At 72.2% G+C, this 23,455-nt stretch carries 24 protein-coding genes; 7 read left to right on the plus strand and 17 right to left on the minus strand.

What is annotated here, in order from left to right; genetic code table 11:
- Nucleotides 1–13: 13 nt before the first annotated feature.
- From manA to ACZ5HG_RS18940, 5 genes are all read right to left on the minus strand, one after another.
- Nucleotides 14–1,201 (minus strand): mannose-6-phosphate isomerase, class I, encoded by a 1,188-nt coding sequence (gene manA / locus ACZ5HG_RS18920; protein ID WP_464179265.1) that lies wholly within the window; start codon nt 1,199–1,201, stop codon nt 14–16.
- 32 nt (nt 1,202–1,233) lie between these two features.
- Nucleotides 1,234–2,319, minus strand: a complete 1,086-nt coding sequence (locus ACZ5HG_RS18925) for a glycoside hydrolase family 130 protein (RefSeq protein WP_464179267.1) — start codon at nt 2,317–2,319, stop codon at nt 1,234–1,236.
- A gap of 74 nt (nt 2,320–2,393) precedes the next feature.
- On the minus strand, nt 2,394–3,275 hold the full coding sequence (locus tag ACZ5HG_RS18930) for a carbohydrate ABC transporter permease (protein ID WP_464179272.1): 882 nt from the start codon (nt 3,273–3,275) through the stop codon (nt 2,394–2,396).
- Nucleotides 3,275–4,252, minus strand: a complete 978-nt coding sequence (locus ACZ5HG_RS18935) for a carbohydrate ABC transporter permease (protein WP_464179275.1) — start codon at nt 4,250–4,252, stop codon at nt 3,275–3,277. Before ACZ5HG_RS18935 ends, ACZ5HG_RS18930 begins: the two co-directional genes overlap by 1 nt.
- Before the next feature lie 4 nt (nt 4,253–4,256).
- Nucleotides 4,257–5,549 carry an ABC transporter substrate-binding protein gene (locus tag ACZ5HG_RS18940; RefSeq protein WP_464179277.1) on the minus strand — a complete coding sequence of 431 codons (1,293 nt, stop codon included), beginning with the start codon at nt 5,547–5,549 and terminating at the stop codon, nt 4,257–4,259.
- Nucleotides 5,550–5,774: 225 nt separating this feature from the next.
- On the opposite strand from ACZ5HG_RS18940, the gene ACZ5HG_RS18945 reads away from it, so the two are divergent.
- Nucleotides 5,775–6,875 carry a LacI family DNA-binding transcriptional regulator gene (locus tag ACZ5HG_RS18945; RefSeq protein WP_464179279.1) on the plus strand — a complete coding sequence of 367 codons (1,101 nt, stop codon included), beginning with the start codon at nt 5,775–5,777 and terminating at the stop codon, nt 6,873–6,875.
- Between the two features lie 9 nt (nt 6,876–6,884).
- Here ACZ5HG_RS18945 and dnaB read toward each other — a convergent pair whose 3' ends face one another.
- Nucleotides 6,885–8,231, minus strand: coding sequence for a replicative DNA helicase (gene dnaB, locus ACZ5HG_RS18950; RefSeq protein WP_464182219.1), 1,347 nt, complete (start codon nt 8,229–8,231; stop codon nt 6,885–6,887).
- Nucleotides 8,232–8,554: 323 nt separating this feature from the next.
- On the opposite strand from dnaB, the gene ACZ5HG_RS18955 reads away from it, so the two are divergent.
- Complete coding sequence (locus tag ACZ5HG_RS18955) at nt 8,555–9,913, plus strand: MATE family efflux transporter (protein WP_464179281.1); 1,359 nt, start codon at nt 8,555–8,557, stop codon at nt 9,911–9,913.
- 30 nt (nt 9,914–9,943) lie between these two features.
- Here ACZ5HG_RS18955 and ACZ5HG_RS18960 read toward each other — a convergent pair whose 3' ends face one another.
- The 6 genes from ACZ5HG_RS18960 to ACZ5HG_RS18985 form a co-directional block, all read right to left on the minus strand.
- Complete coding sequence (locus ACZ5HG_RS18960) at nt 9,944–10,357, minus strand: hypothetical protein (protein ID WP_464179283.1); 414 nt, start codon at nt 10,355–10,357, stop codon at nt 9,944–9,946.
- Nucleotides 10,358–10,488: 131 nt separating this feature from the next.
- Entirely contained in the window at nt 10,489–10,938 is a 450-nt protein-coding gene (rplI, locus tag ACZ5HG_RS18965) for a 50S ribosomal protein L9 (protein WP_464179285.1), read from the minus strand.
- Between the two features lie 14 nt (nt 10,939–10,952).
- Nucleotides 10,953–11,189 (minus strand): 30S ribosomal protein S18, encoded by a 237-nt coding sequence (gene rpsR, locus ACZ5HG_RS18970; RefSeq protein ID WP_464179287.1) that lies wholly within the window; start codon nt 11,187–11,189, stop codon nt 10,953–10,955.
- Nucleotides 11,190–11,307: 118 nt separating this feature from the next.
- Complete coding sequence (locus tag ACZ5HG_RS18975; RefSeq protein ID WP_464179289.1) at nt 11,308–11,826, minus strand: single-stranded DNA-binding protein; 519 nt, start codon at nt 11,824–11,826, stop codon at nt 11,308–11,310.
- A gap of 62 nt (nt 11,827–11,888) precedes the next feature.
- The gene (gene rpsF / locus ACZ5HG_RS18980; RefSeq protein ID WP_464179291.1) at nt 11,889–12,182 is read right to left on the minus strand and encodes a 30S ribosomal protein S6; all 294 of its coding nucleotides are present in this window, start codon (nt 12,180–12,182) and stop codon (nt 11,889–11,891) included.
- A gap of 154 nt (nt 12,183–12,336) precedes the next feature.
- On the minus strand, nt 12,337–14,736 hold the full coding sequence (locus ACZ5HG_RS18985; protein WP_464179293.1) for a transglycosylase domain-containing protein: 2,400 nt from the start codon (nt 14,734–14,736) through the stop codon (nt 12,337–12,339).
- Between the two features lie 308 nt (nt 14,737–15,044).
- Here ACZ5HG_RS18985 and ACZ5HG_RS18990 point away from each other — a divergent pair, with 308 nt between their 5' ends.
- The 4 genes from ACZ5HG_RS18990 (at nt 15,045) to ACZ5HG_RS19005 (ending at nt 17,823) form a co-directional block, all read left to right on the plus strand.
- A complete protein-coding gene (locus tag ACZ5HG_RS18990) occupies nt 15,045–15,701 on the plus strand; it encodes a PadR family transcriptional regulator (RefSeq protein ID WP_464182221.1) in 657 nt (218 codons plus the stop codon).
- Nucleotides 15,698–16,792 carry an inositol-3-phosphate synthase gene (locus ACZ5HG_RS18995; RefSeq protein ID WP_464179295.1) on the plus strand — a complete coding sequence of 365 codons (1,095 nt, stop codon included), beginning with the start codon at nt 15,698–15,700 and terminating at the stop codon, nt 16,790–16,792. The genes ACZ5HG_RS18990 and ACZ5HG_RS18995 overlap by 4 nt, the downstream gene beginning before the upstream one ends.
- A 123-nt stretch (nt 16,793–16,915) precedes the next feature.
- Complete coding sequence (locus tag ACZ5HG_RS19000) at nt 16,916–17,254, plus strand: DUF4333 domain-containing protein (protein ID WP_464179297.1); 339 nt, start codon at nt 16,916–16,918, stop codon at nt 17,252–17,254.
- Nucleotides 17,255–17,301: 47 nt separating this feature from the next.
- On the plus strand, nt 17,302–17,823 hold the full coding sequence (locus ACZ5HG_RS19005) for a hypothetical protein (RefSeq protein WP_464179299.1): 522 nt from the start codon (nt 17,302–17,304) through the stop codon (nt 17,821–17,823).
- A 4-nt stretch (nt 17,824–17,827) separates the two neighbouring features.
- Here the strand turns inward: ACZ5HG_RS19005 and ACZ5HG_RS19010 are convergent, their stop codons facing one another.
- From ACZ5HG_RS19010 to ACZ5HG_RS19025, 4 genes are all read right to left on the minus strand, one after another.
- Nucleotides 17,828–18,316: a hypothetical protein gene (locus ACZ5HG_RS19010; RefSeq protein ID WP_464179301.1), complete on the minus strand. Its 489-nt coding sequence runs from the start codon at nt 18,314–18,316 to the stop codon at nt 17,828–17,830.
- Nucleotides 18,317–18,358: 42 nt separating this feature from the next.
- The gene (locus tag ACZ5HG_RS19015) at nt 18,359–19,606 is read right to left on the minus strand and encodes a putative T7SS-secreted protein (RefSeq protein ID WP_464179303.1); all 1,248 of its coding nucleotides are present in this window, start codon (nt 19,604–19,606) and stop codon (nt 18,359–18,361) included.
- Nucleotides 19,606–19,956 (minus strand): hypothetical protein, encoded by a 351-nt coding sequence (locus ACZ5HG_RS19020; protein ID WP_464179305.1) that lies wholly within the window; start codon nt 19,954–19,956, stop codon nt 19,606–19,608. The genes ACZ5HG_RS19015 and ACZ5HG_RS19020 overlap by 1 nt, the downstream gene beginning before the upstream one ends.
- A gap of 87 nt (nt 19,957–20,043) precedes the next feature.
- Nucleotides 20,044–20,532 (minus strand): hypothetical protein, encoded by a 489-nt coding sequence (locus ACZ5HG_RS19025; protein WP_464179307.1) that lies wholly within the window; start codon nt 20,530–20,532, stop codon nt 20,044–20,046.
- A gap of 38 nt (nt 20,533–20,570) precedes the next feature.
- On the opposite strand from ACZ5HG_RS19025, the gene ACZ5HG_RS19030 reads away from it, so the two are divergent.
- The gene (locus tag ACZ5HG_RS19030; protein WP_464179309.1) at nt 20,571–21,866 is read left to right on the plus strand and encodes an MFS transporter; all 1,296 of its coding nucleotides are present in this window, start codon (nt 20,571–20,573) and stop codon (nt 21,864–21,866) included.
- A 32-nt stretch (nt 21,867–21,898) separates the two neighbouring features.
- Here the strand turns inward: ACZ5HG_RS19030 and ACZ5HG_RS19035 are convergent, their stop codons facing one another.
- Nucleotides 21,899–23,440, minus strand: a complete 1,542-nt coding sequence (locus ACZ5HG_RS19035) for a CCA tRNA nucleotidyltransferase (protein ID WP_464179311.1) — start codon at nt 23,438–23,440, stop codon at nt 21,899–21,901.
- Nucleotides 23,441–23,455 lie beyond the last annotated feature (15 nt).

Genomic DNA, 23,455 nt, shown 5'->3' on the forward strand with positions numbered 1-23,455 from the left:
AGCTCCTTTGCTCTCACTGGTCGTGGAACGCACTGCGCGGCACGCCGACGATCACGGCCGTGCCGCTGCCGGTGACGACCAGCGGCCCGTCCGCGTCCGGGACGAGGACCGCCTCGCCCGGCGCGAGCCGCTCGACGTCCCCGGCCTCCGCGCGCACCTCCCCCTCGGTGCACAGGACGACCCGCGGGCCGTCCTCGAGACCCACGAGCCGGTCGCCGGCGCGTGGGGTCACCACCCGCAGCACGAAGTCCGGCACGGGCGGGACCACGTCCACGACGCCGGGCGCCACGCGGACCTGCCGCAGGAACCCGGTGAGCCGCGGCGTGAAGTCCGTGATCGCGAGCACCTGCTCGGCGTCGACGTGCTTGCCGGTCAGACCCGCGCGCAGCACGTTGTCGGAGGCGGCCATCACCTCGACCGCCATCCCGCGCAGGTAGGCGTGCAGCGTGCCGGCGGCGGTGCACAGGGCCTGGCCCGGCTCCAGCCGCTCGTAGTTGAGCAGCAGCGGCGCCACCAGCGCCGGGTCGCCGGGGAACCGCACCGCGAGGTCACGGACCACCTCGAGCTCCGGCCGGGCACCCGTGCCGTCCTGCGCCGCCTCGGCGACCTGCTCGGTCCACGTCGCCCGCCCGCGCCGGGCCAGCAACCACGCGAGTGCCTCGCGGTGCGGAGAGCCGCCGCCACGCAGCAGCGCCGCCAGGGGGTCGAGGGCACGCACGTCCAGCTCGTCCACGAGCTTGGCGGACTGCTCCGGCTCGCGCAGCCCGCTCAGCAGCTCGAACCGGGTCAGCGCGTAGACGACCTCGGGCTTGTGCGAGCGGTCGCGGTAGGTCCGCGCCGGGTCGGTCCGGGCGATCCCGCGTCGCTCTTCGTCGGCGAAGCCCGCCTGCGCCTGGGCGGTGGTGGGGTGCACCTGGATCGACAGGGCGTGGGCGGCGGCCAGCACCTTGGCGAGGTACGGCAGCCGGGGCCCGAACCGCTCCAGCACCCGCCGACCGAGCACCTCCTCCGGGTGGGCGGCCACCAGGAGGTCCAGCGGCACCCGCCGTCCCGGGCCGTCGGTGACCGAGGGGTCGTCCGGGTGGGCCCCGATCCACACCTCCGCCACCGGGCGTCCGTCCACGGGCAGGCCGAGCAGCTGCTGGATCAGCGTGGTCGATCCCCAGTCGTAGCGCCGCACCGGGTTGGCGAGCCGGTGCACCTCAGCGCCCCCGCCCTGCGGCGGCAGCCACCTCAACCATCGTCGCGCACCAGCTCGGCGACGCCGATCCGGGAGTCCGCCATGCCGTACAGCACGAACTGCCGCCCGCCGATCTCGGCCGTCGCGGTCGGGAACACCACGTTGCCGAGCGTCCCTTGCAGCTCCTCCTCGGTCTCCGGCACCATCAGCGGCTCGGCCGTGCGGGCCAGCACCCGGCGCGGGTCCTGCGCGTCCAGCAGCATCGCGCCGGCGGTGTACCGCGAGCCGTAGGACAGCTCGAAGCCGGAGTTCGTCGCGCCGGTGACGCCGTGGTGCAGCACCAGCCACCCCTCGGGCACCCGGAGCGGGGCCGGACCACCGCCGATCTTCGACTCCTCGTAGGGCATCTGCGGGGCGGCGATCATCTCCGAGCGCTCCACGCAGGTCAGCGCCGACAGGTCGCGCCGCACCGCCTCCGGGTCCACGTAGCCGATCCAGATCGACGGCCGGGCGTCCTCGACCCCCGCCGGCGGCACCGCGCCCTCCCCCGGACGCAGCCAGTCCAGGTCCCACATCGGCCGGTGCAGCAGCGCGAGCGCCGGCCGGCCGTCGGGGCCGGGCACGAGCTCGGGGAAGAACACGATGTCCTTGTTCGGGAACAGGTTGAGGTCGGTGCGCAGCTCGGGCTGGTACGCGAACCGCAGCGGACCCAGCCGTCGCCAGGTCACGGTGTCCTGCGAGACCGCGAGCGCAGGCCGGGGCCCCAGCGGCCCGTACGCGACGTACGTCATCACGTGCAGCCCCAGCGGCTCGACGTAGGTGATCCGCGGGTCCTCGACCCCGGCGTTCTGCGCGCCGTGCTCCCAGTTCTCGTCCGGGGCCAGCACCACGCCGAGCCGTTTGACGCCCACCGGCACGCCGTCCTCGACCACCACCCGTGCCCGGCCGATCCGCGACACGTTGCCGGCCGCGACCAGCCGGGGGTACACGTACAGCTCCCCGTCCGGCCCCCAGGCGAGCCCGGGGTTGAGCACCCCCTCGACCTCGAGCGGGTTGCCGGGCTCCGGCGTCATGAGCATGCCGTGGCGGCGCAGCACGTACGGGACGGTCGCCGCGACGGATGCGGTCTGGTGGGTCACGTGGTTCTTCCCCTGCCTGGGTTCGGGCACGCCGAAGGCGCCGGCCTGCCGTGGAGGTGGTGCGGGTGGAGCGGTCAGCCCTTGATGGCCGAGCCGAGGTTGGCGGACGTGAAGTGCCGCTGGAACAGCAGGAACAGCACGACCGCGGGGATCGCGAGCACGCAGGCCCCGGCGAGCACGGCGCCCATCGGGTTGGCCTGGAAGGTCGAGTTCGCCTGCGAGAAGTTCGCCAGGCTCACCGCCAGCGGCTGCATCGATGCGTCCTTGGTGACCAGGAACGGCCAGAGGAACTCGTTCCACGGGCCGATGAACGTCACGAGCATCGCGGTGAGGATCGCCGGGCGGACCAGCGGCACGGCCACCGACCGCAGGATGCGCAGCTCACCGGCCCCGTCGATCCGGGCGGCGTCGAACACGTCCCGGGGGATCTGCGAGAAGTACTGCCGGAAGATCAGCACGGCCACCGAGTTCACCGCGAACGGCAGGATCATCCCGAGGTAGCTGTCGGCCAGGCCGAAGTACCGCACGACCATCACGTACAGCGGCACCATGAGCAGCTGGAACGGGATCGCCTGCACCAGCAGCACCAGGGCGAACACCAGGCCCTGCCCGCGGAACGACAGCACCGACAGCGCGTAGCCGACCAGCAGGCCGAGCACCAGCGTGCAGCCCACCACGCCGGCGGTCATGATCAGCGAGTTCAGCAGGGACCGCGCCAGGTCGATCGAGTCGTTGACCCCGGCGAAGTTGTCCAGCGTCAGGTTGCCCGGCAGCGGCAGCATGCCGACCAGGCTGGTGTCGCGGTCCTTCTGCAGCGCGCCGATCACCATCGAGTAGAACGGCACGAGCGCCAGGAACGCCCCGACGAGCAGCACGGCGAAGCGGGCGACGATCAGGAGCCTGCGGCGGCCGCGGTCCTTCTGGTCGTGCTCGGTGTGCGCGGTGGTGACGGACATCAGCCCTTCCTCTCCGTCAGGCGGCGGGAGGCCAGCGACAGCAGCATCACGGCGATCACCAGGATCATCCCGATCGCCGCCGCGACGTCCGGCTGCCCCTGCTGGATCCCCTTCTGGTACATGAGCAGCGCCGGCGTCATCGACGCGCCGTTCGGGCCGCCGCCGGTCAGCAGGTACGGCTCGGTGAAGATCTGCCCGGTGGTGATGATCGACAGCAGCACCACCAGCGACGTCACCGGGCGCACGCCGGGCAGCGTCACCGTCCGGAACCTGCGCCACGCGCCGGCACCGTCCATCTCCGCCGCCTCGTGCAGCTCGCGCGGGACGTTCTGCAGCCCGGCCAGGTAGAGCAGCACGTAGAAGCCGAGGTTCTTCCAGGTCACGTAGACCGCGATCAGCGGCATGATCAGCCCCTGGTTCGCCAGCCAGGTCGGGTCGGGGGCCAGATCGCCGAGCACCTGGTTCACCACGCCGTTCCCGCTGAACAGGAAGATCCACGCGGCGAGGGTGGCCACCGACGCCGTGACGTAGGGGACGTAGTACGAGACCCGGAAGAAGCCCTTCCACCGCACCACCGCGTCCAGGCCGGTGGACAGCAGCAGACCGAGCACGACGGTGAGCGGCACGTTGATCACCAGGAACACCAGCAGGTTCCCGAACGCCTGGCGCACGGCCGGGTCGGCGAGCACCTGCCGGAAGTTGTCCAGGCCGACGAACGGGTGCGGCACCTGGACGCCCGGGGCGGTGAAGAAGAAGTCGTGCACCGACATCCACACGCCGAACCCGAACGGGATCAGGAACACCACGACGACGAACGCCGTGTACGGGGCGCTGAGCAGGGCCCCGAGGGGGTGCTCGCCGAGCCAGCGCTGCAGGCGCCGACCTCGGGGCGCGGGCCGCCGCCCGCCCCGGCGCGGGTCACGGTCGTCCGTGGCCCGCCCCGGGGCACGCAGGCCCTCGTCGCGGAGGGTGGTCATCTCGTCAGCCGGCCAGTCCGTCGATCGTGGTCGCGGCCGTGCCGAAGGCGCTCGTCAGATCGCCCGAGCCGGACTGGACCGTCTGGCCCCAGGCATCCCGGAACACCTGCATCTTCTCGGCGAGCCCGCCGACGGTCGGCACGTCCACCGCGAGCGGGACCGCTGCGGCGAACTGCTCGAAGAACGGCTTCTCCGCCAGGAAGTCCGCCGCGAGCTCCGGCACGTCGGTCCGGGTCGGGAACTGGCCGGTGGTCTCGAGCAGCGCGAGGTCGTTCTCGTCGTCGGTGGCGAACTTGAGGAACTCCCAGGCCGTCTGCTGGTTCTGGCACGAGGAGTACAGGCCGACGTTCTTGGAGTCCGCGAAGGTCGAGGTCTCGTCGGCGGCGGTGCCGGCGGCGGTCGGGATCGGCACCGTGCCGTACTCGACCTTCCCGTCGAACTGCCCGGCACCCCACGGCCCGGCGATGCCCATGGCCGCGACCCCGTCCGCGAACGGCCCCGCCCACATGTCGCCGCTGTACGCCTCGGCGGAGGCGTAGCCCTCGGCGTAGAGGGTCTGCCACAGCTCGAGCGTCTCGATGCCGGCGTCGCTGGTGAACGCGGCCTCCCCGTCCTCGATCAGCTGCGTGCCGCCCGAGTTGGCCAGGAAGAACGGGTAGAAGTCGAAGTTGACGTTCGTGTAGTCCGCGGTGGCCGGCGGGTAGATCGCGAAGTCCGCGGCCCCGGAGTCCTTGATCGCCTTCGCGGCGGCCAGCAGGTCGTCGTAGGTCGACAGCTGCGGGTTCTCCGGGTCCAGGCCTGCGGCCTCGAACACGGTCTTGTTGTAGTAGAGCATGAACGGGTTGGTCTTCCAGGGCATCTGGTACAGGTCCCCGTCGGCGCTGCGGAACCCGTCCGCGGCCGCGCCCGAGCGCCCGGTGATGTAGTCCTCGGCGTCCTCGAAGGTCGTCGAGAGGTTCACCAGGCCGCCCTGCTTCTGGAACGCCGGCACCGCGGCCGGGGCGGTGTTGAACACCAGGCAGGGGGTGTTGCCGGCCGTGATCGACGCCGAGATCACGTCCTCCGAGGAGCTGCCCGCCGGGATCGCCTGCGCCGTCACCTGCTCGTCGGGGTGGTCGGCGTTCCACGCCTCGACCACCTGCTCGCCCCAGGCGATCTCCTGCTCGTTCGTCGAGTACCAGATCTCGATCGGGCCGGTGCCCGTGGTCGATCCCGTCCCGGCGGCCTCCCCGCCGCCCGACCCGCAGGCCGTCAGCGGGAGCACCACCACCGCCGCGGCCGCCGTCAGCACCGTCATCCGTGCGCCACGCCTCATCGCGCGATCCTCACTTCCCGGGACGCTGCGTCCCACGAGATCCGGGACGCCTCAGAGCGGCCCGGACGCCGGTCCACCATGACCGGACGGCGCTAGTAAACCGGTTTGTGTCGAGTTGGTCAACCACTCCCTGTTCGCGCTCGATCACGGGGAAGTCGAGCGAGCGAGAGCACTAAAATGGTTTAGTGCCTGCGCTACGATGACCGGGTGGATGCCGCACCCGCCCAGGACACCGCCACCGGACCGGCCGCACCCGCCACCCGCGAGCGCAAGCCACGGGCCGCGGGACGGCGCGCCACCATCGGCGACGTCGCCGAGCGGGCGCAGGTCTCCAAGAGCGCCGTCTCCTTCGTCTTCAACGGTCGTTCCGGCGTCAGCGAGGCGGCGCGCGAGCGCATCCTCCAGGCCGCGCAGGACCTCGACTGGCGGCCCGACTCCCGCGCCCGCGCCCTGTCCCGCAGCCGCGCCCAGGCGCTCGGCCTCGTCATCCGCCGCGAGGCCGAGCTGCTCAGCACCGACCCGTTCTTCCCGCAGTTCGTCGCGGGCGTCGAGAGCGGCCTCACCACCCACGGCTACGCCCTCGTGCTCCAGGTCGTCGACGGCGAGCAGACCGAGCACGACGCGTACCACCAGTTCGCCCGGGAGTCGCGCGTCGACGGCGTCTTCCTGACCGACCTGCGCGCCGACGACGAGCGCCCCGGAGAGCTCGACCGCCTCGGCATGCCCTACGTGCTGGTCGGGCCCGCCGCACCCGTCCCCGGCCACCCCGACCCGATCGGCGTGGACGACGAGGCCGGCGTCCGACGCGCCGTGCGGCACCTGTACTCCCTCGGCCACCGGCGCATCGCCCACGTCGCCGGCACCACCGGCTACATCCACTCCGACCTGCGCCGTCGCGCCTGGCACGACGAGATGACCGAGCTCGGCCTCGTCCCGGACCTCGTCGTCGACGCCGACTTCACCGGCGGCGCCGGTGCCCGGGCCACCCACGAGCTGCTCGACCTGCCGCACCCGCCGACCGCCATCGTCTACGGCAACGACCTGATGGCCATCGCCGGCATCTCCGCCGCCACCGACCGCGGGCTGCACGTCCCTCGCGACCTGTCCGTCGTCGGCTTCGACGACGTGCCCCTCGCGACCTACGTCGTCCCGCCGCTGACCACCGTCCGGCAGGAGGTCATCGAGTGGGGGCGGGCGTGCGCGCGCACCCTCGTCGCCGTGGTCGAGGGGCGCGAGCCCGAGGACGTCCGGCTGCCGCCGGTGGAGTTCGTGGTGCGCGGGAGCACCGCGGCGGCGCCGAGGGGCTGAGCGACCCGCTCAGGCCTGCATGTCCACGAACCGCGAGTAGTGCCCCTGGAACGCCACCGTGATCACGTCCGTGGGCCCGTTGCGGTGCTTCGCGACAATCAGGTCCGCCTCGCCGGCGCGGGGCGACTCGCGCTCGTAGGCGTCCTCGCGGTGCAGCAGGATCACCATGTCGGCGTCCTGCTCGATCGACCCGGACTCACGCAGGTCGCTCATGGCGGGCTTCTTGTCGGTGCGCTGCTCGGGGCCACGGTTCAGCTGGCTGAGCGCGATCACGGGGACCTCGAGCTCCTTGGCGAGCAGCTTGAGCGCACGGGAGAACTCGGAGACCTCCTGCTGGCGGGACTCGACGCGCTTGCCGGAGGACATCAGCTGGAGGTAGTCGATGATGACGAGCTTGAGGTCGTGCTTCTGCTTGAGCCGACGGCACTTCGCGCGGATCTCCATCAGCGACATGTTGGGCGAGTCGTCGATGTAGAGCGGCGCCTCGGTGAGCTTGCCCTGGATCTGCGCGAGCTTCTGCCAGTCGTCGTCGCCCATGGAGCCGTTGCGCATCTTCTGCAGCGGCACGCGGGCCTCGGCGGACAGCAGACGCATGGTGATCTCCGAGCGGCTCATCTCGAGCGAGAACACGACGGACGCCTGGTGGTGCTTGATCGACGCGGCGCGGGCGAAGTCGAGGGCGAGTGTCGACTTGCCGATCGCCGGGCGGGCGGCGATGACGATCATCTGCCCGGGGTGCAGGCCGTTGGTGAGCCGGTCGAGGTCGGCGAAGCCGGTGGGGACGCCGACCATGCCCTCGCCGCGGTGCCCGGCGGACTCGATCTCGTCCAGGGTGCCGGCGACGACCTCGCCGAGCCGGTGGTAGTCCTCGGTGGTGCGCCGCTCGGTGACCGCGTAGACCTCGGCCTGGGCGTTGTTGACGATGTCGTCGACGTCGCCGCCGTCGGTGGCGTAGCCGAGCTGGACGATCCGGGTGCCGGCCTCGACCAGGCGGCGCAGCACGGCGCGCTCGCGCACGATCCGGGCGTAGAACCCGGCGTTGGCGGCGGTGGGCACCATGGAGATCAGGGTGTGCAGGTAGGGCACGCCGCCGATCCGGCCGATGTCGCCGCGCTTGGTGAGCTCGTCGGCGACGGTGACGGCGTCGGCGGGCTCGCCGCGGCCGTACAGGTCGATCACGGCGTCGTAGATCGCCTCGTGCGCGGGCTTGTAGAAGTCGCTGCCACGGATCTGCTCGACGACGTCGGCGATGGCGTCCTTCGAGATCATCATGCCGCCGAGCACGCTCTGCTCGGCGTCGAGGTCCTGCGGGGGGCGCCGGTCGAACGCAGGGGACGACCCCTGGTCCTGGGGCATCCCGTACTCGAGGTCCTCGATCGTCACGCCGTCCGCCCGCTCTCTCGTGCTCCCGCTGCCGCTGCCTCACCCGGTTCTACCGCCGGGGTCTGACACTGTGCTGCGGCCACGCCGCAGGCCGATGGACCCGGGCGCCGTCGCGAGGGTAGGTGCCTCCCGGCGAGCCCAGCAAGCGAGACGTGCACAGGGGGTGTTGACGACCCTGTGGAAGGCTGTGGACAACAAGGGGGCGTCTGTCCACAACTCGTGGACAGTCCTGTGGAGGAAACCGTGCAAGCCTCCCACCAGGGTGCTCTCACCCGCAGGAACACCATGCACCGGATGTGGACGGGAAGAAGTTGGCTCGGATTTCACCCTTTGGACGTCCGTCGTCCACCGTCGACCGTCAGATCCTCGCGCTGGCCGTCCCCGCGCTCGGTGCGCTGATCGCCGAACCGCTGTTCGTGCTCGTCGACTCGGTGATCGTCGGACGCCTGGGGACCACCGAGCTGGCCGGCCTGTCGCTGGCCTCGACCCTGCTGGTCACGGTCGTGGGGCTGTGCGTGTTCCTGGCGTACGCGACCACCGCGGTCGTCGCCCGACGGCTCGGCGCCGGGGACCGTGCCGGGGCGCTCCAGGTGGGCGTGGACGGGCTGTGGCTCGGCGCAGGCCTCGGCGTGCTGCTGGCTGCCGTGGCGCTGCTGGTGGCCCCGTGGGCGGTCGCGGCGCTGGGTGCCGACGGGCAGGTCGCCGAGCACGCCACCGCCTACCTGCGCGCCTCGGCCCCCGGGCTGCCCGGCATGCTGCTCGTGCTCGCCGCCACCGGTGCCCTGCGCGGTCTCCAGGACACCCGCACGCCCCTGGTGGTCGCCGGGGCCGGGGCCGTGATGAACGGTGTGCTCAACCTGCTGCTGGTGCACGGCCTGCACCTGGGGATCACCGGCTCCGGGCTGGGGACGGCGATCACCCAGCTCGCCATGGGCGCCGTGCTCGTCGTCGTGGTCGTCCGGGGCGCCCGCGCCGCAGGTGCCTCGCTGCGCCCCGGGCCGGGCGGGATCCTCGCCGGGGTGCGCACCGGTACCCCGCTGCTGGTCCGCACGCTCTCGCTGCGGATCGCGATCCTGGTGACCGTGTGGGTCGCGACCGCGCTGGGGCCGGTGCCGCTGGCCGCGCACCAGGTGGTCAACGCGCTGTGGGGCTTCGCGGCCTTCGCGCTCGACGCGCTCGCCATCGCCGCGCAGGCGCTGATCGGCCACGCCCTCGGCGCCGGTGACCGGCCGCTGGTCCGCGCGCTGCTGCGCCGCACGCTCACCTGGGGCGTCGGCGCGGGGGCGGTGCTCGGTGTGCTCGGTGCCGCGACCGGCTGGTGGCTGTCCACCGCCTTCACCACCGACCCGGACGTGCGGCACGCGATCACGGTCACGCTGGTCGTCGTCGGGATCACCCTGCCGATGGCCGGCTGGGTGTTCGTGCTCGACGGCGTGCTGATCGGGGCCGGGGACGGACGGTTCCTGGCCGGCGCCGGCATGCTGACCCTGGTCGCCTACCTGCCGTTCGCGCTCGCGGTGCACGCGTGGGCGCCGCAGGACTGGCGCGGGCTGGCGTGGCTGTGGGCCGCGTTCGCCGGGGTGTTCATGCTCGCCCGCGCCCTCACCACAGGCCTGCGCGCCCGCACCGACCGCTGGATGGTCACCGGCGCCTGACCGCGCCCGCCCGCGGGTCCGCCGCGGAGGTCAGCCGCGGCCCGGACGGAGCAGGGTGCCGCCGTCGGCGTAGGAGTGCTTGCGCAGCGTCCGCAGGTCGACCTGGGCCGCCAGCAGGAACATCACCCCGACGCCGATCCCGCCGAACACCAGCAGCTCGCTGAACGATCCGAGAACGATGCTGCCCACCGCGACCGCCCAGCACAGGCAGCCCGCCGCCCACAGGCCGAGCACCAGCGCGCGGCTGCTCGGCAGCGGCGGTCGACGGTTGTCAGCCTGCGCGTCGTGGTACGCGGCGTAGGGCTGACCGTTGCGCCGGCCCCACTCCTCCAGCCGACGGTCACGGTGCGGGTACATCTCGGGGTCCGGGCCAACCGCCTCGATCCAGCCGTCGGTGGCCTCGGCCGGCGTGTCGGGTCCGTCGGCGGGGGTGCGCTCGTCCATGCCCTCGACCGTAGAGGGTCGCCGGCCGCTGCACGGTGCCCGCGCACGCCAGGTCACCCACCCGCCGCAGGGACGACGACGCCCCCGCACCGGCGGACCGGGCGGGGGCGTCGTGGACGCGAGGCGTCAGATCAGGCCGCGACGACCTTGACGGTCAGCTTCGCGGAGACCTCGGCGTGCAGGCGGACCTGCACCTCGTACTCGCCGGTCGCCTTGATCGGCTGGGCGACCTCGATCTTGCGGCGGTCCACCGAGGGGCCACCGGCCGCCTTGACGGCGTCGGCGATCTCGGCGGTGGTGATGGCACCGAACAGACGACCGGACTCGCCGGCCTTCGCGGAGACGGTCACCGGGTTGCCCTGGAGCGAGTCACGCACGGCGCGCGCCTCGTCGAGGGTCTCGATCTCGCGCACCTTGCGGGCACGGCGGATCTGGGTGATCTCCTTCTCGGCACCCTTGGTCCACGGGGTCGCGAGGCTCCGCGGGACCAGGTAGTTACGGGCGTACCCGTCCTTGACCTCGACGACGTCGCCAGGAGCGCCGAGACCGGTGACCTCGTGGGTCAGGATCAGCTTGGCCATGATGGTGCTCCTTCTCAGCGCGCCGACGACGAGTACGGCAGCAGCGCCATCTCGCGGGCGTTCTTCACGGCCCGCGCGATCGCGCGCTGCTCCTGGACGGTCACGCCGGTGACGCGACGCGCGCGGATCTTCCCGCGGTCGGAGATGAACTTCCGCAGCAGGGCGGTGTCCTTGTAGTCGACCGTCTCGATCTTGGCGGCCTTGAGCGGGTTCAGCTTCTTCTTGGGCTTGCGGACAACGGCCTTGGCCATCGTGGTGCTCCTTCGTGCAAGTCATGGAGCCCGGGGCGTTGCCGTACCCCGGGATGGGATGTTCTTCGTGCGCGCGACCGGGCGGGCCGGTCAGGCTGCGGCGTGGATCAGGCGTCGATCAGAACGGGGGCTCGTCGGAGTAGCCGCCGGCACCACCCGCGGGCGTCGCCCACGGGTCGTCCTGCTGGCCGCCACCACCGTTGAAGCCGCCGCCCCCACCGCCGCCGTTGAAGCCACCGCCGCCACCGCCGTTGAAGCCGCCGCCACCCTGACGCTGGGTCCGGGTGACCTTGGCCGACGCGTAGCGGAGCGACGGGCCGACCTCGTCGACCTGCAGCTCGTAGACGGTGCGCTTCTCGCCCTCGCGGGTCTCGTAGGACCGCTGGACGAGACGACCCGACACGATCACGCGGGTGCCCTTGGTCAGCGACTCGGCGACGTTCTCCGCCGCCTCCCGCCAGATCGAGCAGCGGAGGAACAGCGTGTCGCCGTCCTTCCACTCGTTGCTCTGGCGGTCGAACGTGCGCGGCGTGGACGCCACGGTGAAGTTCGCGACCGCTGCCCCGGACGGCGTGAACCGCAGCTCCGGGTCGGCGGTCAGGTTCCCGATCACCGTGATGGTGGTGTCACCAGCCATGCCTGCTCCTCGTTCCAGTCGTGAGTTCGGTGGACCCGCACGGTACGCGCGCGGTGCGACACTCAGGCGTCCGTGCGGAGGACCTTCGTGCGCAGGACGGCCTCGTTGAGGCCCAGCTGACGGTCGAGCTCCTTGGCGGTGTCCGACGTCGAGGAGAAGTCGACGACGGCGTAGATGCCCTCGGACTTCTTCTTGATGTCGTAGGCCAGGCGACGACGGCCCCAGATGTCGACCTTGTCGACGGTGCCACCGTCGGTCTTGACGACCGACAGGTACTTGTCGAGCGACGGAGCGACGGTGCGCTCCTCGATGTCGGGGTCGAGGATGATCATCATCTCGTACTGACGCAGGCTCATACCCACCTCCTCTGGTCTCGGCGGCCACGGTCGTTCCGTGGCAGGAGGGTGTTCATGCGTCGCCGTGCCGGCAGTCCCACCGATCGGCGGCGGGCGTCCAGGCACAGCAGCCCCCGAGTCTACCCGGTCACCCGGTCCCCGGAGGACGGTTCGGTCAGCCCCCGGATCCGGCGCCGGTCCCGGGGTCGGAGCCACCCTGCCCCACCCCCGCACCTTCCCCGGTCCCTGGTGCGGGTGTCTGGACCACGGCCGGTCCGGTCGACACGGTGATCGTCACGGACGACCCCGGCGCGACCATCGTGCCGCCGCCCGGACTGACCGAGATCACCGCATCCTTTGCCACCGACGAGTCCGACTTCGTCACGATCGTCGGCACCAGCCCCGCGTTGACCACGGCCGCCTGGGCGTCGCCCTGGAGCTTGCCCTCCAGGCCGGACGGCACCGCCACCTGCGTCGGCTGCTCGGGCTCGACCGGCGCCTGGGTCACCTCGGGCTGCGGCGTGGACGTCGCGGTCGGGGCCGAGGTCGCGCCGACGTTCGCGCGGGGCGGGAAGTCCACGACCTCGGCGTACTGCGGCAGCGCGAACACGTCCTTCATGTACGAGGCCCAGAGCGCCGCCGGCCAGGTGGCGCCGGTGATCTCCGTGATCGCCCGGCCGCGCGCGTTCTCGCCCCAGGGCGTGATCGTCACCTGGTCGGAACCGTTCTCGCCGACGGCGCTGAACGCGACGGCGGTGGCGACCTGCGGGGTGAAGCCCACGAACCAGGCCGACTTGTTGTCGGTCGAGGTGCCGGTCTTGCCGGCGATCGGACGGCCCAGCGGCTTGATCCACTGCTTGCCGGACCCGTCCTGCACCACCTGCTGCATGGCGTAGGTGGCGTCGGCGATCACCGCCGAGTCGAAGCGCTGCTCGCCCGGGGTCTCGCCGGTGTAGGCCACCGAGCCGTCGTCGTAGGTGGCCTGGGCCACGATGAACGGCTTGTGGTAGACGCCCTGCGCGGCGATCGTCGCGTAGGCGCTGGCCATGTCGAGCGGGTGCACCACGTCGCTGCCGAGCACGTTGGCGGGGTTGGTGCCGACGGGCGTGGTGACGCCGGCCTGGGCGGCCACGGCGGCGGTGGTCTCCGGCCCGACCTCCAGGTTGAGCTGGGCGTACACCGTGTTGACCGACTGGGCGGTGGCCTCGACCAGGTTGATCCGGCCGAAGCTCTCCCCGTCGAAGTTGGTCACGGCCTTGCCCGTCGAGTCCCACCCGTCGAGGGTCTGCGGAGACTTGCCGGAGTAGGTCGTGGTGAGCGGGATGCCCTCCTGCAGCGCGGAGATCAGCGTGAACGGCTTGAAGGTCGACCCGGCCTGGATCTTGTCCTGGGTCACCCGGTTGAACTCCTCGGTGAGGAAGTTGGGGCCGCCGTACAGCGAGACGATGCCGCCGGTGGCGGGGTCGATCGACACCAGGCCGACCTTCATGTTGCCGGCGGGCACCGCGCCGTCGGACAGGTTGCCGGCCCAGAGCTCGCCCACCTGGGCGACCGCGGCGTCCTGCGCGCTCTTGTCGATCGAGGTGACGATCTTCATGCCGCCGTACTTGACCATGTCGTCCGTGATCGTGCCGGTGGCGGTGAGCTCGGCGTTGACCATCTGGAGCAGGTAGCCGTTGGTGCCCTCGTAGGTCTGGCCGCGCTCGTAGGCGATGACCGGCGGGAACACCTGCGCGTCGCGGTCGGCCTGGGTGAGGAAGCCGTCGCGGACCATGCCGTCCAGCACGTACTCCCAGCGCTGCTGGGCCTTCTCCGGGCTGACCGCGGGGTCCCAGTTGTTCGGCGAGGGGATGATCCCGGCCAGCAGCGCGGCCTGCGCGACGGTGAGCTGCGCGGAGGGGATGCCGAAGTACGCCATCGAGGCGGCCTCGATGCCGTAGGAGTCGCGCCCGAAGTAGATCGTGTTGAGGTACCGGCCGAGGATCTGCTCCTTGGTCTCGGTCTGCGCGATCTTGATCGCGAGCAGCGCCTCCTTGGCCTTGCCCAGGTAGGAGGTGGTGGTCGTGCCGACGTAGTAGCGCTCGACGTACTGCTGGGTCAGCGTGGAACCGCCCTGGGTCTCGCCGCCGGTGATGTTGTTGAGGAACGCGCGGCCCATGCCGGTGATCGAGATGCCCTGGTTCTCGAAGAACGTGCGGTCCTCCGCGGAGACGACCGCCTGCCCGACGTACTGCGGCAGCGTCTCGTAGTCGACGATCGTGCGCTTGGGCCCGGGGAAGGTGCCGAGCACGGTGGAGCCGTCGGAGAAGTAGACGGTGGAGGTCTGCGACTTCACCTCGGCGTTGGGATCGGGCACCTGGACCAGCGCGTAGGCGGCGACGACGACGCCGAGGCAGAGGAACACGAAGGAGATGAAGGAGCCGACCACGAACCGCCAGGACGGCAGCCACCGGCGCACGCCGGTGTAGCCGCGGCGCGGGTAGTCGATCAGGCGACGACGCCCGCCCGTGGGCGCTGCTGCGCGGGAGCCACCCCGGGACGCCGGTCGCGTCGACCGTCGGTTGGAACCTGCCACCACATCGCCTTCCTGCGGGCTGCCGGTGGCCGTGGGGGCGTTCGCACGCCGCCTCTCGGCCGTCCGGGACCCGGGGCATGCCGCCGCCCGGGCCCGGTTCAGTATGGAGGAGCCACCCGTGAACCCCGTGCACCACAGCGTGCTTTCACGCGATCACCACGGGCCTTCCCCCGTCCCCGCGACATGACCGCACCAGACTGTTGCCGCGGACGTCCGGTTCGTCCTACCCTCCTCGATGTATCAACTCGATACATCAGATGGATCTCTCGGCGTGGCACGACGGGGGACGCAGCCAGCGGGAGGTGACGGTGCGCGGTCGGTCCGACGTGCTGGAGTCCGCCATCCTCGGCCTGCTGCACGACTCCCCCATGCACGGCTACGAGCTCCGCAAGCGGCTCAACCTGCTGCTCGGCTCGTTCCGCGCGCTGTCCTACGGCTCCCTGTACCCGTGCCTCAAGGCGCTGGTCGCCCGGGGCTGGATCACCGGCTCCGACCCGCTGGAGGCGCCGGCGCACGGCCTGTCCGGCAAGCGCGCCCGGATCGTCTACCAGCTCACCGCGGAGGGCAAGGAGCAGTTCCAGCACGTGCTGGCCTCCTCCGGCCCCGCCGCCTGGGAGGACGAGAACTTCGGCTTCCGCTTCGCGTTCTTCGGGCAGACCGACGCCGACACCCGGCTGCGGATCCTCGAGGGTCGCCGCACCCGGATGGCCGAGCGGCTGGAGATCATCACCGAGTCCGTCAACCGCACCCGCGTCCGGATGGACGAGTACACCCTCGAGCTCCAGCGTCACGGGCTCGAGCAGGTCGAGCGCGAGGTCCGCTGGCTCGACGGACTGATCGACCACGAGCGCAGCAACCGCGGCGCTCGCCCCGGCGGGGACGGCCGTCCGGCCGGCGCCCGCAGCCACGCTGTCGAGGATGACCACATCGTCGCGGCACAACCACCTGAGAAGGAGCGAGGATGACCGCCATCCGCGTAGCCATCGCCGGCGTCGGCAACTGCGCCTCGTCGTTGGTCCAGGGCGTGCACTACTACGCCGACGCCGACCCGAGCAGCAAGGTCCCCGGCCTGATGCACGTGCAGTTCGGCGACTACCACGTGAGCGACCTCGAGTTCGTGCTCGCGTTCGACGTGGACGCGAAGAAGGTCGGCTTCGACCTCTCCGAGGCCATCGTCGCCTCCGAGAACAACACCATCAAGATCGCCGACGTCCCGCCGCTCGGCGTGACCGTCCAGCGCGGCCCGACCCTCGACGGCGTGGGCAAGTACTACGCGCAGACGATCGAGGAGTCCGACGCCGAGCCGGTCGACGTCGTGCAGGCCCTCAAGGACGCCAAGGTCGACGTCCTGGTGTCCTACCTGCCGGTGGGCTCCGAGGAGGCCGACAAGTTCTACGCGCAGGCCGCGATCGACGCGGGCGTCGGCTTCGTCAACGCGCTGCCGGTGTTCATCGCCTCCGACCCGGTGTGGGCCAAGAAGTTCGAGGACGCGGGCGTCCCGATCGTCGGCGACGACATCAAGTCGCAGGTCGGCGCCACCATCACGCACCGCGTGCTGGCCCGCCTGTTCGAGGACCGCGGCGTGATCCTGGACCGCACGTACCAGCTGAACGTCGGCGGCAACATGGACTTCAAGAACATGCTCGAGCGCGAGCGCCTGGAGTCCAAGAAGATCTCCAAGACGCAGGCCGTCACCTCGAACCTCGAGGACGGGCCGCTGGCCGGCAAGAAGGACGACCGCAACGTCCACATCGGCCCCTCGGACTACGTCGCCTGGCTCGACGACCGCAAGTGGGCGTACGTGCGCCTCGAGGGTCGCGCCTTCGGCGAGGTGCCGCTGAACCTCGAGTACAAGCTCGAGGTCTGGGACTCCCCGAACTCGGCCGGCATCATCATCGACGCCGTGCGCGCCGCGAAGATCGCCAAGGACCGCGGCATCGGTGGCCCGATCCTGTCGGCCTCGACGTACTTCATGAAGTCCCCGCCGGTCCAGAACGAGGACCGTCTGGGCCGCGAGCTCGTCGAGAAGTTCATCCGCGGCGAGATCGAGCGCTGATCCGCTGATCGCCTGAGCTGCGACCGAGGCCCCGTCCACCCGTGCGGTGGGCGGGGCCTCGTCGTGCCCGCCACCTGCCCGGACGCCGACGGACCGCACAGGTGCTGTGGGACGATCAGCCGCATGCGCACGTCACCGGGGGCCTCGATCGTGGCCGCAGCACTCGTCCTGGCCGGCCTCGCCGGCTGCTCGGCATCGGTGTCGGTCGGCACCGCGCAGGTCGACGCCGAGGAGGTCGCCCAGCAGGTCAGCGACAGCCTGGGCGAGTCCGTCGGCGTCCCGCCGGAGAAGGTCGAGTGCCCCGAGGACCTCGACGCCGAGATCGACGCCCAGATCCGCTGCGTGCTCACCGACGCGGGCGTGGAGTACGGCGTCACCGTCACGGTGACCGCCGTGGACGGCAAGGACGTCGACTTCTCCGTCCTGGTGGACGACGGCCCGCTCTCCGGCGGCGAGCAGTGACCCTCGGCGCGGAGGCGTACGCCCTCCGGCAGGCGGTCGCGGCGCGGGTGGCCGACACCCCGTACGAGATGGTCGAGACCGAGGACGGGTTCGACCTGCGCATCGAGCTCGCGAACGCGCGCTGGTACGGCCTGCTGGGCACGGCGGGCCGCAAGCGCGTGGTCCAGCACCGGGTGACGCTGGACGAGGCCCGCAAGAAGTTCGTGATGACCGACGACCTCTTCGACGTGCGCTGGGAGGCCGGCGTCTCCCCCGGGGCGGGGATGCCGCGCCTCGTCGCCTCCGGCGAGGCACGACGGACCACCGGACGGGTGATCCGCGAGGTCTCGTTCGAGAAGACGTTCGGCGTCGATGCCGAGACGAAGAAGCCGGAGCTGGTGGTCGACTACGTCTTCGACGCCTCCGAGGGCCAGAAGCTGGTCCGTGAGCCCGCGAAGGCCCTGGGCTGGTCGGAGCGGTGGAACACGCCAGCGAAGGTCGGGGTGCTCTTCGCGGTGCTGGCGGGCGTCGGGGCCGTCGTCGTGATCGGGCTGATGATCTGGGGGACGGTCACCGGCAGCATCAGCTGACCGCTCAGGCCTCCTCGGCCATGACCGCGAGGCTCGCGACGAACTGCTGGAACGCCGGGATCAGCGACGGAGCCTGCCGCGTCGTCGCGGTGAACGCGGTCTTGAGCACGATCTGCCCCTCCGGCGCGTCCAGCGGGCCGGCGGCGACGACCACGTGCACCTGGGTCAGTTCGACGGGCTGGTCGGCGAGCGTGACGCTGAACCGCACCTCCTGACCGACACCCGGAGCGGCCGCCGTGCCGAGCGGCGCACGACGCACCTCCTGCAGGTCGGGGTGGCTGCGTCGCAGGTGGGCGACCGTCTGGTCGGCGAGCTGCGCGACATCCGTGCCCGGCGCCACGTGCTGGGCGGCGACCGTGATGTTCGGGGTGAAGCCCTGGTCGGGGATCGCGTAGAGCGCCGCGAAGTCCACGCCGGCCACCGGAGCGGCGGTGCTCGGGCGCGCCTCCCACCCGGCCGGCAGGCGGAACGTGAAGCGGGGTTCGGTGGCCATGATCTCCTCGGTGTGTCGTCCTGGTCTGTCGTGGGCCGCGGGCTAGAACAACGAGCCCAGCCAGTCTCCGGCATCGGAGAGGGCGTCCCCGACGGCGCCCGGGTCGATGGTGACCTCGAAGCCGACGCTGCCCCCGAAGCCGAAGGCCGCCCCGGCCTTCCCGCCGAGGGTCCAGGTGCCGTCGTCCCCCTGGGTCACGCCGAAGTTCGCCTCGACGCCCCAGCCGGCCCAGCCCTCGGCCGTGGCCTTGGCGCCCACCCCGGCGACCTCCGCCTCGACGCTGCCCTCGACCTTGGCACCGGCGAAGGCGCCCGCACGGCCGCTGACACCCTCGGCACCGATCACCACCGAGGCCTCGGCGTAGCCGCCGACGAAGGCCTCCGCCTCGGCGCCGACGTGACCGTACTTGCCGCCCGCCGATGCGCTGGCAGAGCCGCCGACGACGATCGCGGACGCCGAGGCGTCGAGACGGAGCGTGCCGTCCTTGACGCCCGCAGAGGCCTTGCCCTCCAGCGCGCCGGCGACGAACTCGGCGTCGGCCTTGGCGTACCACGAGCCGTACCGGGCCTCGGCCCCCGCACCGGCGGTGAACCACTTGAGCGCCCCGGACGCGGTGACCAGCCCGATCTTGCGCTCGCCGGTCTCCGGGTCGATCTTGAGCAGCGTGCCCGAGACGTCGCCCTCGACGACGCCGACATCGGTCCCCGAGTGCGTGCTGACCACGGCGCGGTCGCTGATGACGATGCTGCCGAGGGAGGACGCCGCCCGGTCACCGGCGTCCCGCACCGAGGCTCGCGCCTGGTCCAGGATCGCGAGCGCCTCCGCGCGGTCGTCCGCGCCGGGGTCGGAGTACGGGGCGGGCGCGGACGGCCGGGGACCGGTGCCGTTCGCCATCCAGGTGCGCAGGGCGGTGTTGTGCACCGCGACCTGCGCGTTGTACGTGGTGATCGCGGCCGTGGTGGCGCGCTCCCCCTCGGCCCACCGGTCGATCGCGTCGGCGGCGCTCGACTGCGCCGCGGACAGCACGTCGGCGTAGCCCTCGAGCTGCGTGGCCGCGTCACCCAGCGCGTCGACGGTCACCCGCCAGGACCGCGGCTGCTCCGACATCACGTCCCAGAACGCGTCGGCGGCGGAGCCCGCCCAGCTCGGCACGCGGACGGCGGCGAGGTCGTCGGCGGCGTCGTCGAGGTCGTCGGCCAACGTGCGGATCAGGTCGGCCTCGGCCCGGACCGCGGACGGGTCGCCCGGGACCAGCGCGGTGGGATCGGTGCTGCTGCCCAGCGCGGCCATCAGTGCGTCCCCGGCGGCGTCGGCGCGGGACCCGGTGACGGGCTGGGCGTCGGGACGAGGCTGGACCCGAGGCCGGTGAACGTGCTGTTCGCCTGCTCGTCGGCGGCGCGGTACGCCTCCGCCTGGGTGGAGAGCTCGACGGCGAGCACGTCCAGGGTGGTGGTGAGCTGGCCGATCGCGAGGACGGTCTGGGTGCCGAAGGTCGCGGCGGCAGCTTTCAACCCGTCATGGCCGAAGTCCGCGGCACCGAGGGCGAGCTCGGTGGGGTCGTGGTCGTCCACGACACCGGACACGGCGTTGCCCGCCTGGTCCAGCTCGTCCGGGTCGACGTCGATCGAACCGCCTGCCACGTGCACCCCCTGCTCGTCGGTCTGCGACAGGCTAGCAAGACGGCCGTGGCGACCGTGCAGGTCAGAGCCCCGCACCACCCGATCGCGTCACCCGACCGCGTCGACGTCCTCGCGCAGCGCCTGCACCAGCGCGGCCACCTCGTCCGCGAGCGCCCCCGCCTGCTCCGCGGTGGCCGTGCAGGTGAACGTGCGCACCAGCGCCGCGCCGGGCCGGGCGGGGTCGGTGGCGGGCAGGAACGCCTGCGTCTGCACCAGCCGCACCGCGACCTCGCCGAGATCGGTGGTCAGCTCGATCTCCTGCACCAGGCCGGCGTCCGGGTCGTCACCGAGGAGCTCGCGCCGGCGCAGCACGACGTCGCGCTCGGTGGTCTCGAAGTGCCGCAGCGCCTCGGCGCCGAGGGCGGCGACCTGCCCCGGCCCGGCGGAGTCCTGCACGCCGACCGTCAGGTTGGCGGTGAAGCCGGCGTCCGGGGTGTCCCGCGCCGCCAGCACCTCGATCCCCGGGGCCCGCTCGATGATCTCGCGCGGGTAGGTCCGCCAGCCGTCGGGGAGGGCGAAGGTCGCAGGCAGCGTCATGGTCCCGAGTCTAGGCAGCCCGCCGTTAGCCTGATCCGGTGCAGGTGGTGGACGATCTCAAGCGGCTGTGGCCCCTGACGGACTTCCGGCGCCTGCTGACCGTCCGTCTGATCAGCCAGTGCTCCGACGGGCTGTTCCAGGCGGGGCTGGCGACGCTGTTCTTCTTCTCCCCGGAGAACGCCACCACCGCCACCGGGGTCGCCGCGGCGTTCGCGGTGCTGCTGCTGCCGTTCACCCTGGTCGGCCCGTGGGCGGGGGTGCTGCTCGACCGCTGGCGCCGTCGGCAGGTGCTGCTGGTCGGCAACCTGGTGCGCACCGGTCTCACGCTGGTGACCGCGCTGCTCATGCTGACCACCGGGGTCACCCCGGCGATCTACGTGCTGGCGCTGGTGATCCTCTCGGTCAACCGGTTCCTGCTCTCCGCGCTGTCGGCTTCGCTGCCGCGCGTGGTGGACGGCCCGCTGCTGCTCACCGCGAACTCGATCACCCCGACTCTCGGCACGATCTCGAACGGCATCGGCCTGGGGATCGGCCTGCTGCTCGGGCTGGTGCTGCCCGACGGGCGGCCGAAGGACGCGGCGTCGCTGGTGGTCGCGGCGGTGCTCATGACCACGGCGGCCTTCGCGGCGACCCGGATCGACCGGGACCGGCTGGGCCCGGACACCCGAGCGGCCGCCGCCGAGCTGCGCCAGGCGCTCGGCGTGCTGGGTCGCGGGCTCGTGGACGGCGCGCGCTACCTGGTGCGCCGGGGCACGCCGGGCCGGGCGCTCGTCGTGATGGCCGTGCACCGGTTCCTGTACGGGGCGGTGTTCATCGCCAGCATCCTGACCGCGCGCAACCTGCTGTCCGACCCCGCCGACGCCCGCGCGGGGCTGATCACCTTCGGCACGATCGGCGCGGCCCTCGGCGTCGGCTTCGCGCTCGCGATCGTGGTGACTCCCCTGGCGGCGGCGGTGATCGGCCCGCACGGCTGGATCGTGACCTGCCTGCTGATGGCGGCCGCCACGCAGGCGCTGCTGGTGGTGACGGTCGCGCGGCCGGCGGTGCTGGTCGGCTCCTTCGTGCTGGGCCTGGCGGCGCAGGGCGCCAAGATCGCCGTGGACACGATCGTGCAGCGGGACACCGCCGACGAGTTCCGCGGCCGGGCGTTCGCACTGTACGACGTGCTCTACAACGCGGCCTTCGTGGGCGCGGCGGCGCTGGCGGCGGTGGCGCTGCCGGACACCGGGTGGTCGCGCGGGGTGTTCGCCCTGCTCACGGTCGCGTACCTGGCCACGGCGCTGGTGTACCGCGGCCGGGCCACCGAGCCGGCACCGGTGCCCGCCACCGCCTGACGCGGCGCGCGCACCGGGCGCCGCCGGCCGCGTCAGGCCGAGCGGTCCGCCCACCAGGCGAGCAGCGCCGCCCGCGCGGCCTCCTCGCCCTGCGGCCCGTGCTCCATCCGCTCCTCGAGCAGGAACTTGTACGCCGCGCCGACCTCGCGCCCCGGGCCGATGCCCAGGATCTCCATGATCTGCGTGCCGTCCAGGTCCGGCCGGATCGCGGCCAGCTCCTCCTCCTGCTGGAGCCGCTCGATCCGCCGCTCCAGGTCGTCGTAGGCCTCGGACAGGCGGCGCGCCTTGCGCTGGTTCCGGGTGGTGCAGTCCGAGCGGGTCAGCCGGTGCAGCCGCTCCAGCAGCGGGCCGGCGTCGGCCACGTAGCGGCGCACCGCCGAGTCGGTCCACTCCCCGTCGCCGTAGCCGTGGAACCGCAGGTGCAGCTCGGTCAGCCGGGCGACGTCCTTCACGGTGGCCTTGTCGAAGTGCAGCGCCTTGAGCCGGCGGGCGACCAGCTTGGCGCCGACGACCTCGTGGTGGTGGAAGCTGACGCCGCCGCCGCCCTCGAACCGGCGGGTGGCCGGCTTGCCGATGTCGTGGAGCAGCGCCGCGAGCCGCAGCACCAGGTCAGGGCCGGGCACCGCGCCCCCGGGGCCGGTCTCCAGCGCGATCGCCTTGTCCAGCACGGTCAGCGAGTGCTCGTAGACGTCCTTGTGCCGGTGGTGCTCGTCGATCTCCAGGCGCAGCGCCGGCAGCTCGGGCAGCACGTGCTGGGCCAGGCCGGTGTCCACCAGCACGCGCAGGCCCGGCTTCGGCTCCGCCGACATCAGCAGCTTCACCAGCTCGTCGCGCACCCGCTCGGCGGACACGATCGTGATCCGGTCGGCCATCGCCGTGGCGGCCGCGAGCGCCGCGTCGTCCACCGTGAAGCCGATCTGCGCCGCGAACCGGGCCGCCCGCATCATGCGCAGCGGGTCGTCGTCGAAGGACTGCGCGGGGTCGACCGGGGTGCGCAGCACGCCGGCGGCGAGGTCGGACAGCCCGTCGAACGGGTCCACGAACGTGAGGTCCGGCAGCCGGATCGCCATGGAGTTCACGGTGAAGTCCCGGCGGGACAGGTCGCCCTCCAGGGTGTCGCCGAAGGCCACCTCGGGCTTGCGGGAGGTGGGGTCGTAGGCGTCGGTGCGATAGGTCGTGACCTCGACCACCACGTCGGCGCCGGTGCCTCGGCCGTGCCGCTGGGCGCCGATGGTGCCGAAGGCGCGGCCGATGTCCCAGTGCGCGTCGCCCCAGGCCGCCAGGATCGCCTCGGACTCGTCCGGCGTGGCCGAGGTGGTGAAGTCGAGGTCGTGGCTCGGGCGGCCCAGGAACGCGTCGCGCACCGGGCCGCCGACCAGGGCCAGCTCGTGCCCGGCGGCGCGGAACAGCTCACCGAGCTCCAGGGCGGCCGGGGCCATCTCGGTGATCACCGCGAGGGCGCGGCGCTGCAGGGCGGCGAAGTCGTCGGACACGACGCCCAAGCCTGCCAGATGCGCGGGCCGACCGGCGGCGCGAGCGGCGTGATCACGGGCCGGTGACGCAGACCTCCACATCTCGGGCACACGTCC

The sequence above is a fragment of the Cellulomonas sp. GTC20042 genome, assembly GCF_055389595.1.

Excerpts from the sequence above, each read along its gene's own strand:
- ACZ5HG_RS18930 (WP_464179272.1), bottom strand. The coding sequence starts at position 3,275 with ATGTCCGTCACCACCGCGCACACCGAGCACGACCAGAAGGACCGCGGC.
- ACZ5HG_RS18935 (WP_464179275.1), bottom strand. The coding sequence starts at position 4,252 with ATGACCACCCTCCGCGACGAGGGCCTGCGTGCCCCGGGGCGGGCCACG.
- ACZ5HG_RS18940 (WP_464179277.1), bottom strand. The coding sequence starts at position 5,549 with ATGACGGTGCTGACGGCGGCCGCGGCGGTGGTGGTGCTCCCGCTGACG.
- dnaB (WP_464182219.1), bottom strand. The coding sequence starts at position 8,231 with ATGCCCCAGGACCAGGGGTCGTCCCCTGCGTTCGACCGGCGCCCCCCG.
- ACZ5HG_RS18960 (WP_464179283.1), bottom strand. The coding sequence starts at position 10,357 with ATGGACGAGCGCACCCCCGCCGACGGACCCGACACGCCGGCCGAGGCC.
- rplI (WP_464179285.1), bottom strand. The coding sequence starts at position 10,938 with ATGGCCAAGCTGATCCTGACCCACGAGGTCACCGGTCTCGGCGCTCCT.
- rpsR (WP_464179287.1), bottom strand. The coding sequence starts at position 11,189 with ATGGCCAAGGCCGTTGTCCGCAAGCCCAAGAAGAAGCTGAACCCGCTC.
- ACZ5HG_RS18975 (WP_464179289.1), bottom strand. The coding sequence starts at position 11,826 with ATGGCTGGTGACACCACCATCACGGTGATCGGGAACCTGACCGCCGAC.
- rpsF (WP_464179291.1), bottom strand. The coding sequence starts at position 12,182 with ATGAGCCTGCGTCAGTACGAGATGATGATCATCCTCGACCCCGACATC.
- ACZ5HG_RS18995 (WP_464179295.1), top strand. The coding sequence starts at position 15,698 with ATGACCGCCATCCGCGTAGCCATCGCCGGCGTCGGCAACTGCGCCTCG.
- ACZ5HG_RS19000 (WP_464179297.1), top strand. The coding sequence starts at position 16,916 with ATGCGCACGTCACCGGGGGCCTCGATCGTGGCCGCAGCACTCGTCCTG.
- ACZ5HG_RS19010 (WP_464179301.1), bottom strand. The coding sequence starts at position 18,316 with ATGGCCACCGAACCCCGCTTCACGTTCCGCCTGCCGGCCGGGTGGGAG.
- ACZ5HG_RS19015 (WP_464179303.1), bottom strand. The coding sequence starts at position 19,606 with ATGGCCGCGCTGGGCAGCAGCACCGATCCCACCGCGCTGGTCCCGGGC.
- ACZ5HG_RS19025 (WP_464179307.1), bottom strand. The coding sequence starts at position 20,532 with ATGACGCTGCCTGCGACCTTCGCCCTCCCCGACGGCTGGCGGACCTAC.
- ACZ5HG_RS19035 (WP_464179311.1), bottom strand. The coding sequence starts at position 23,440 with ATGTGGAGGTCTGCGTCACCGGCCCGTGATCACGCCGCTCGCGCCGCC.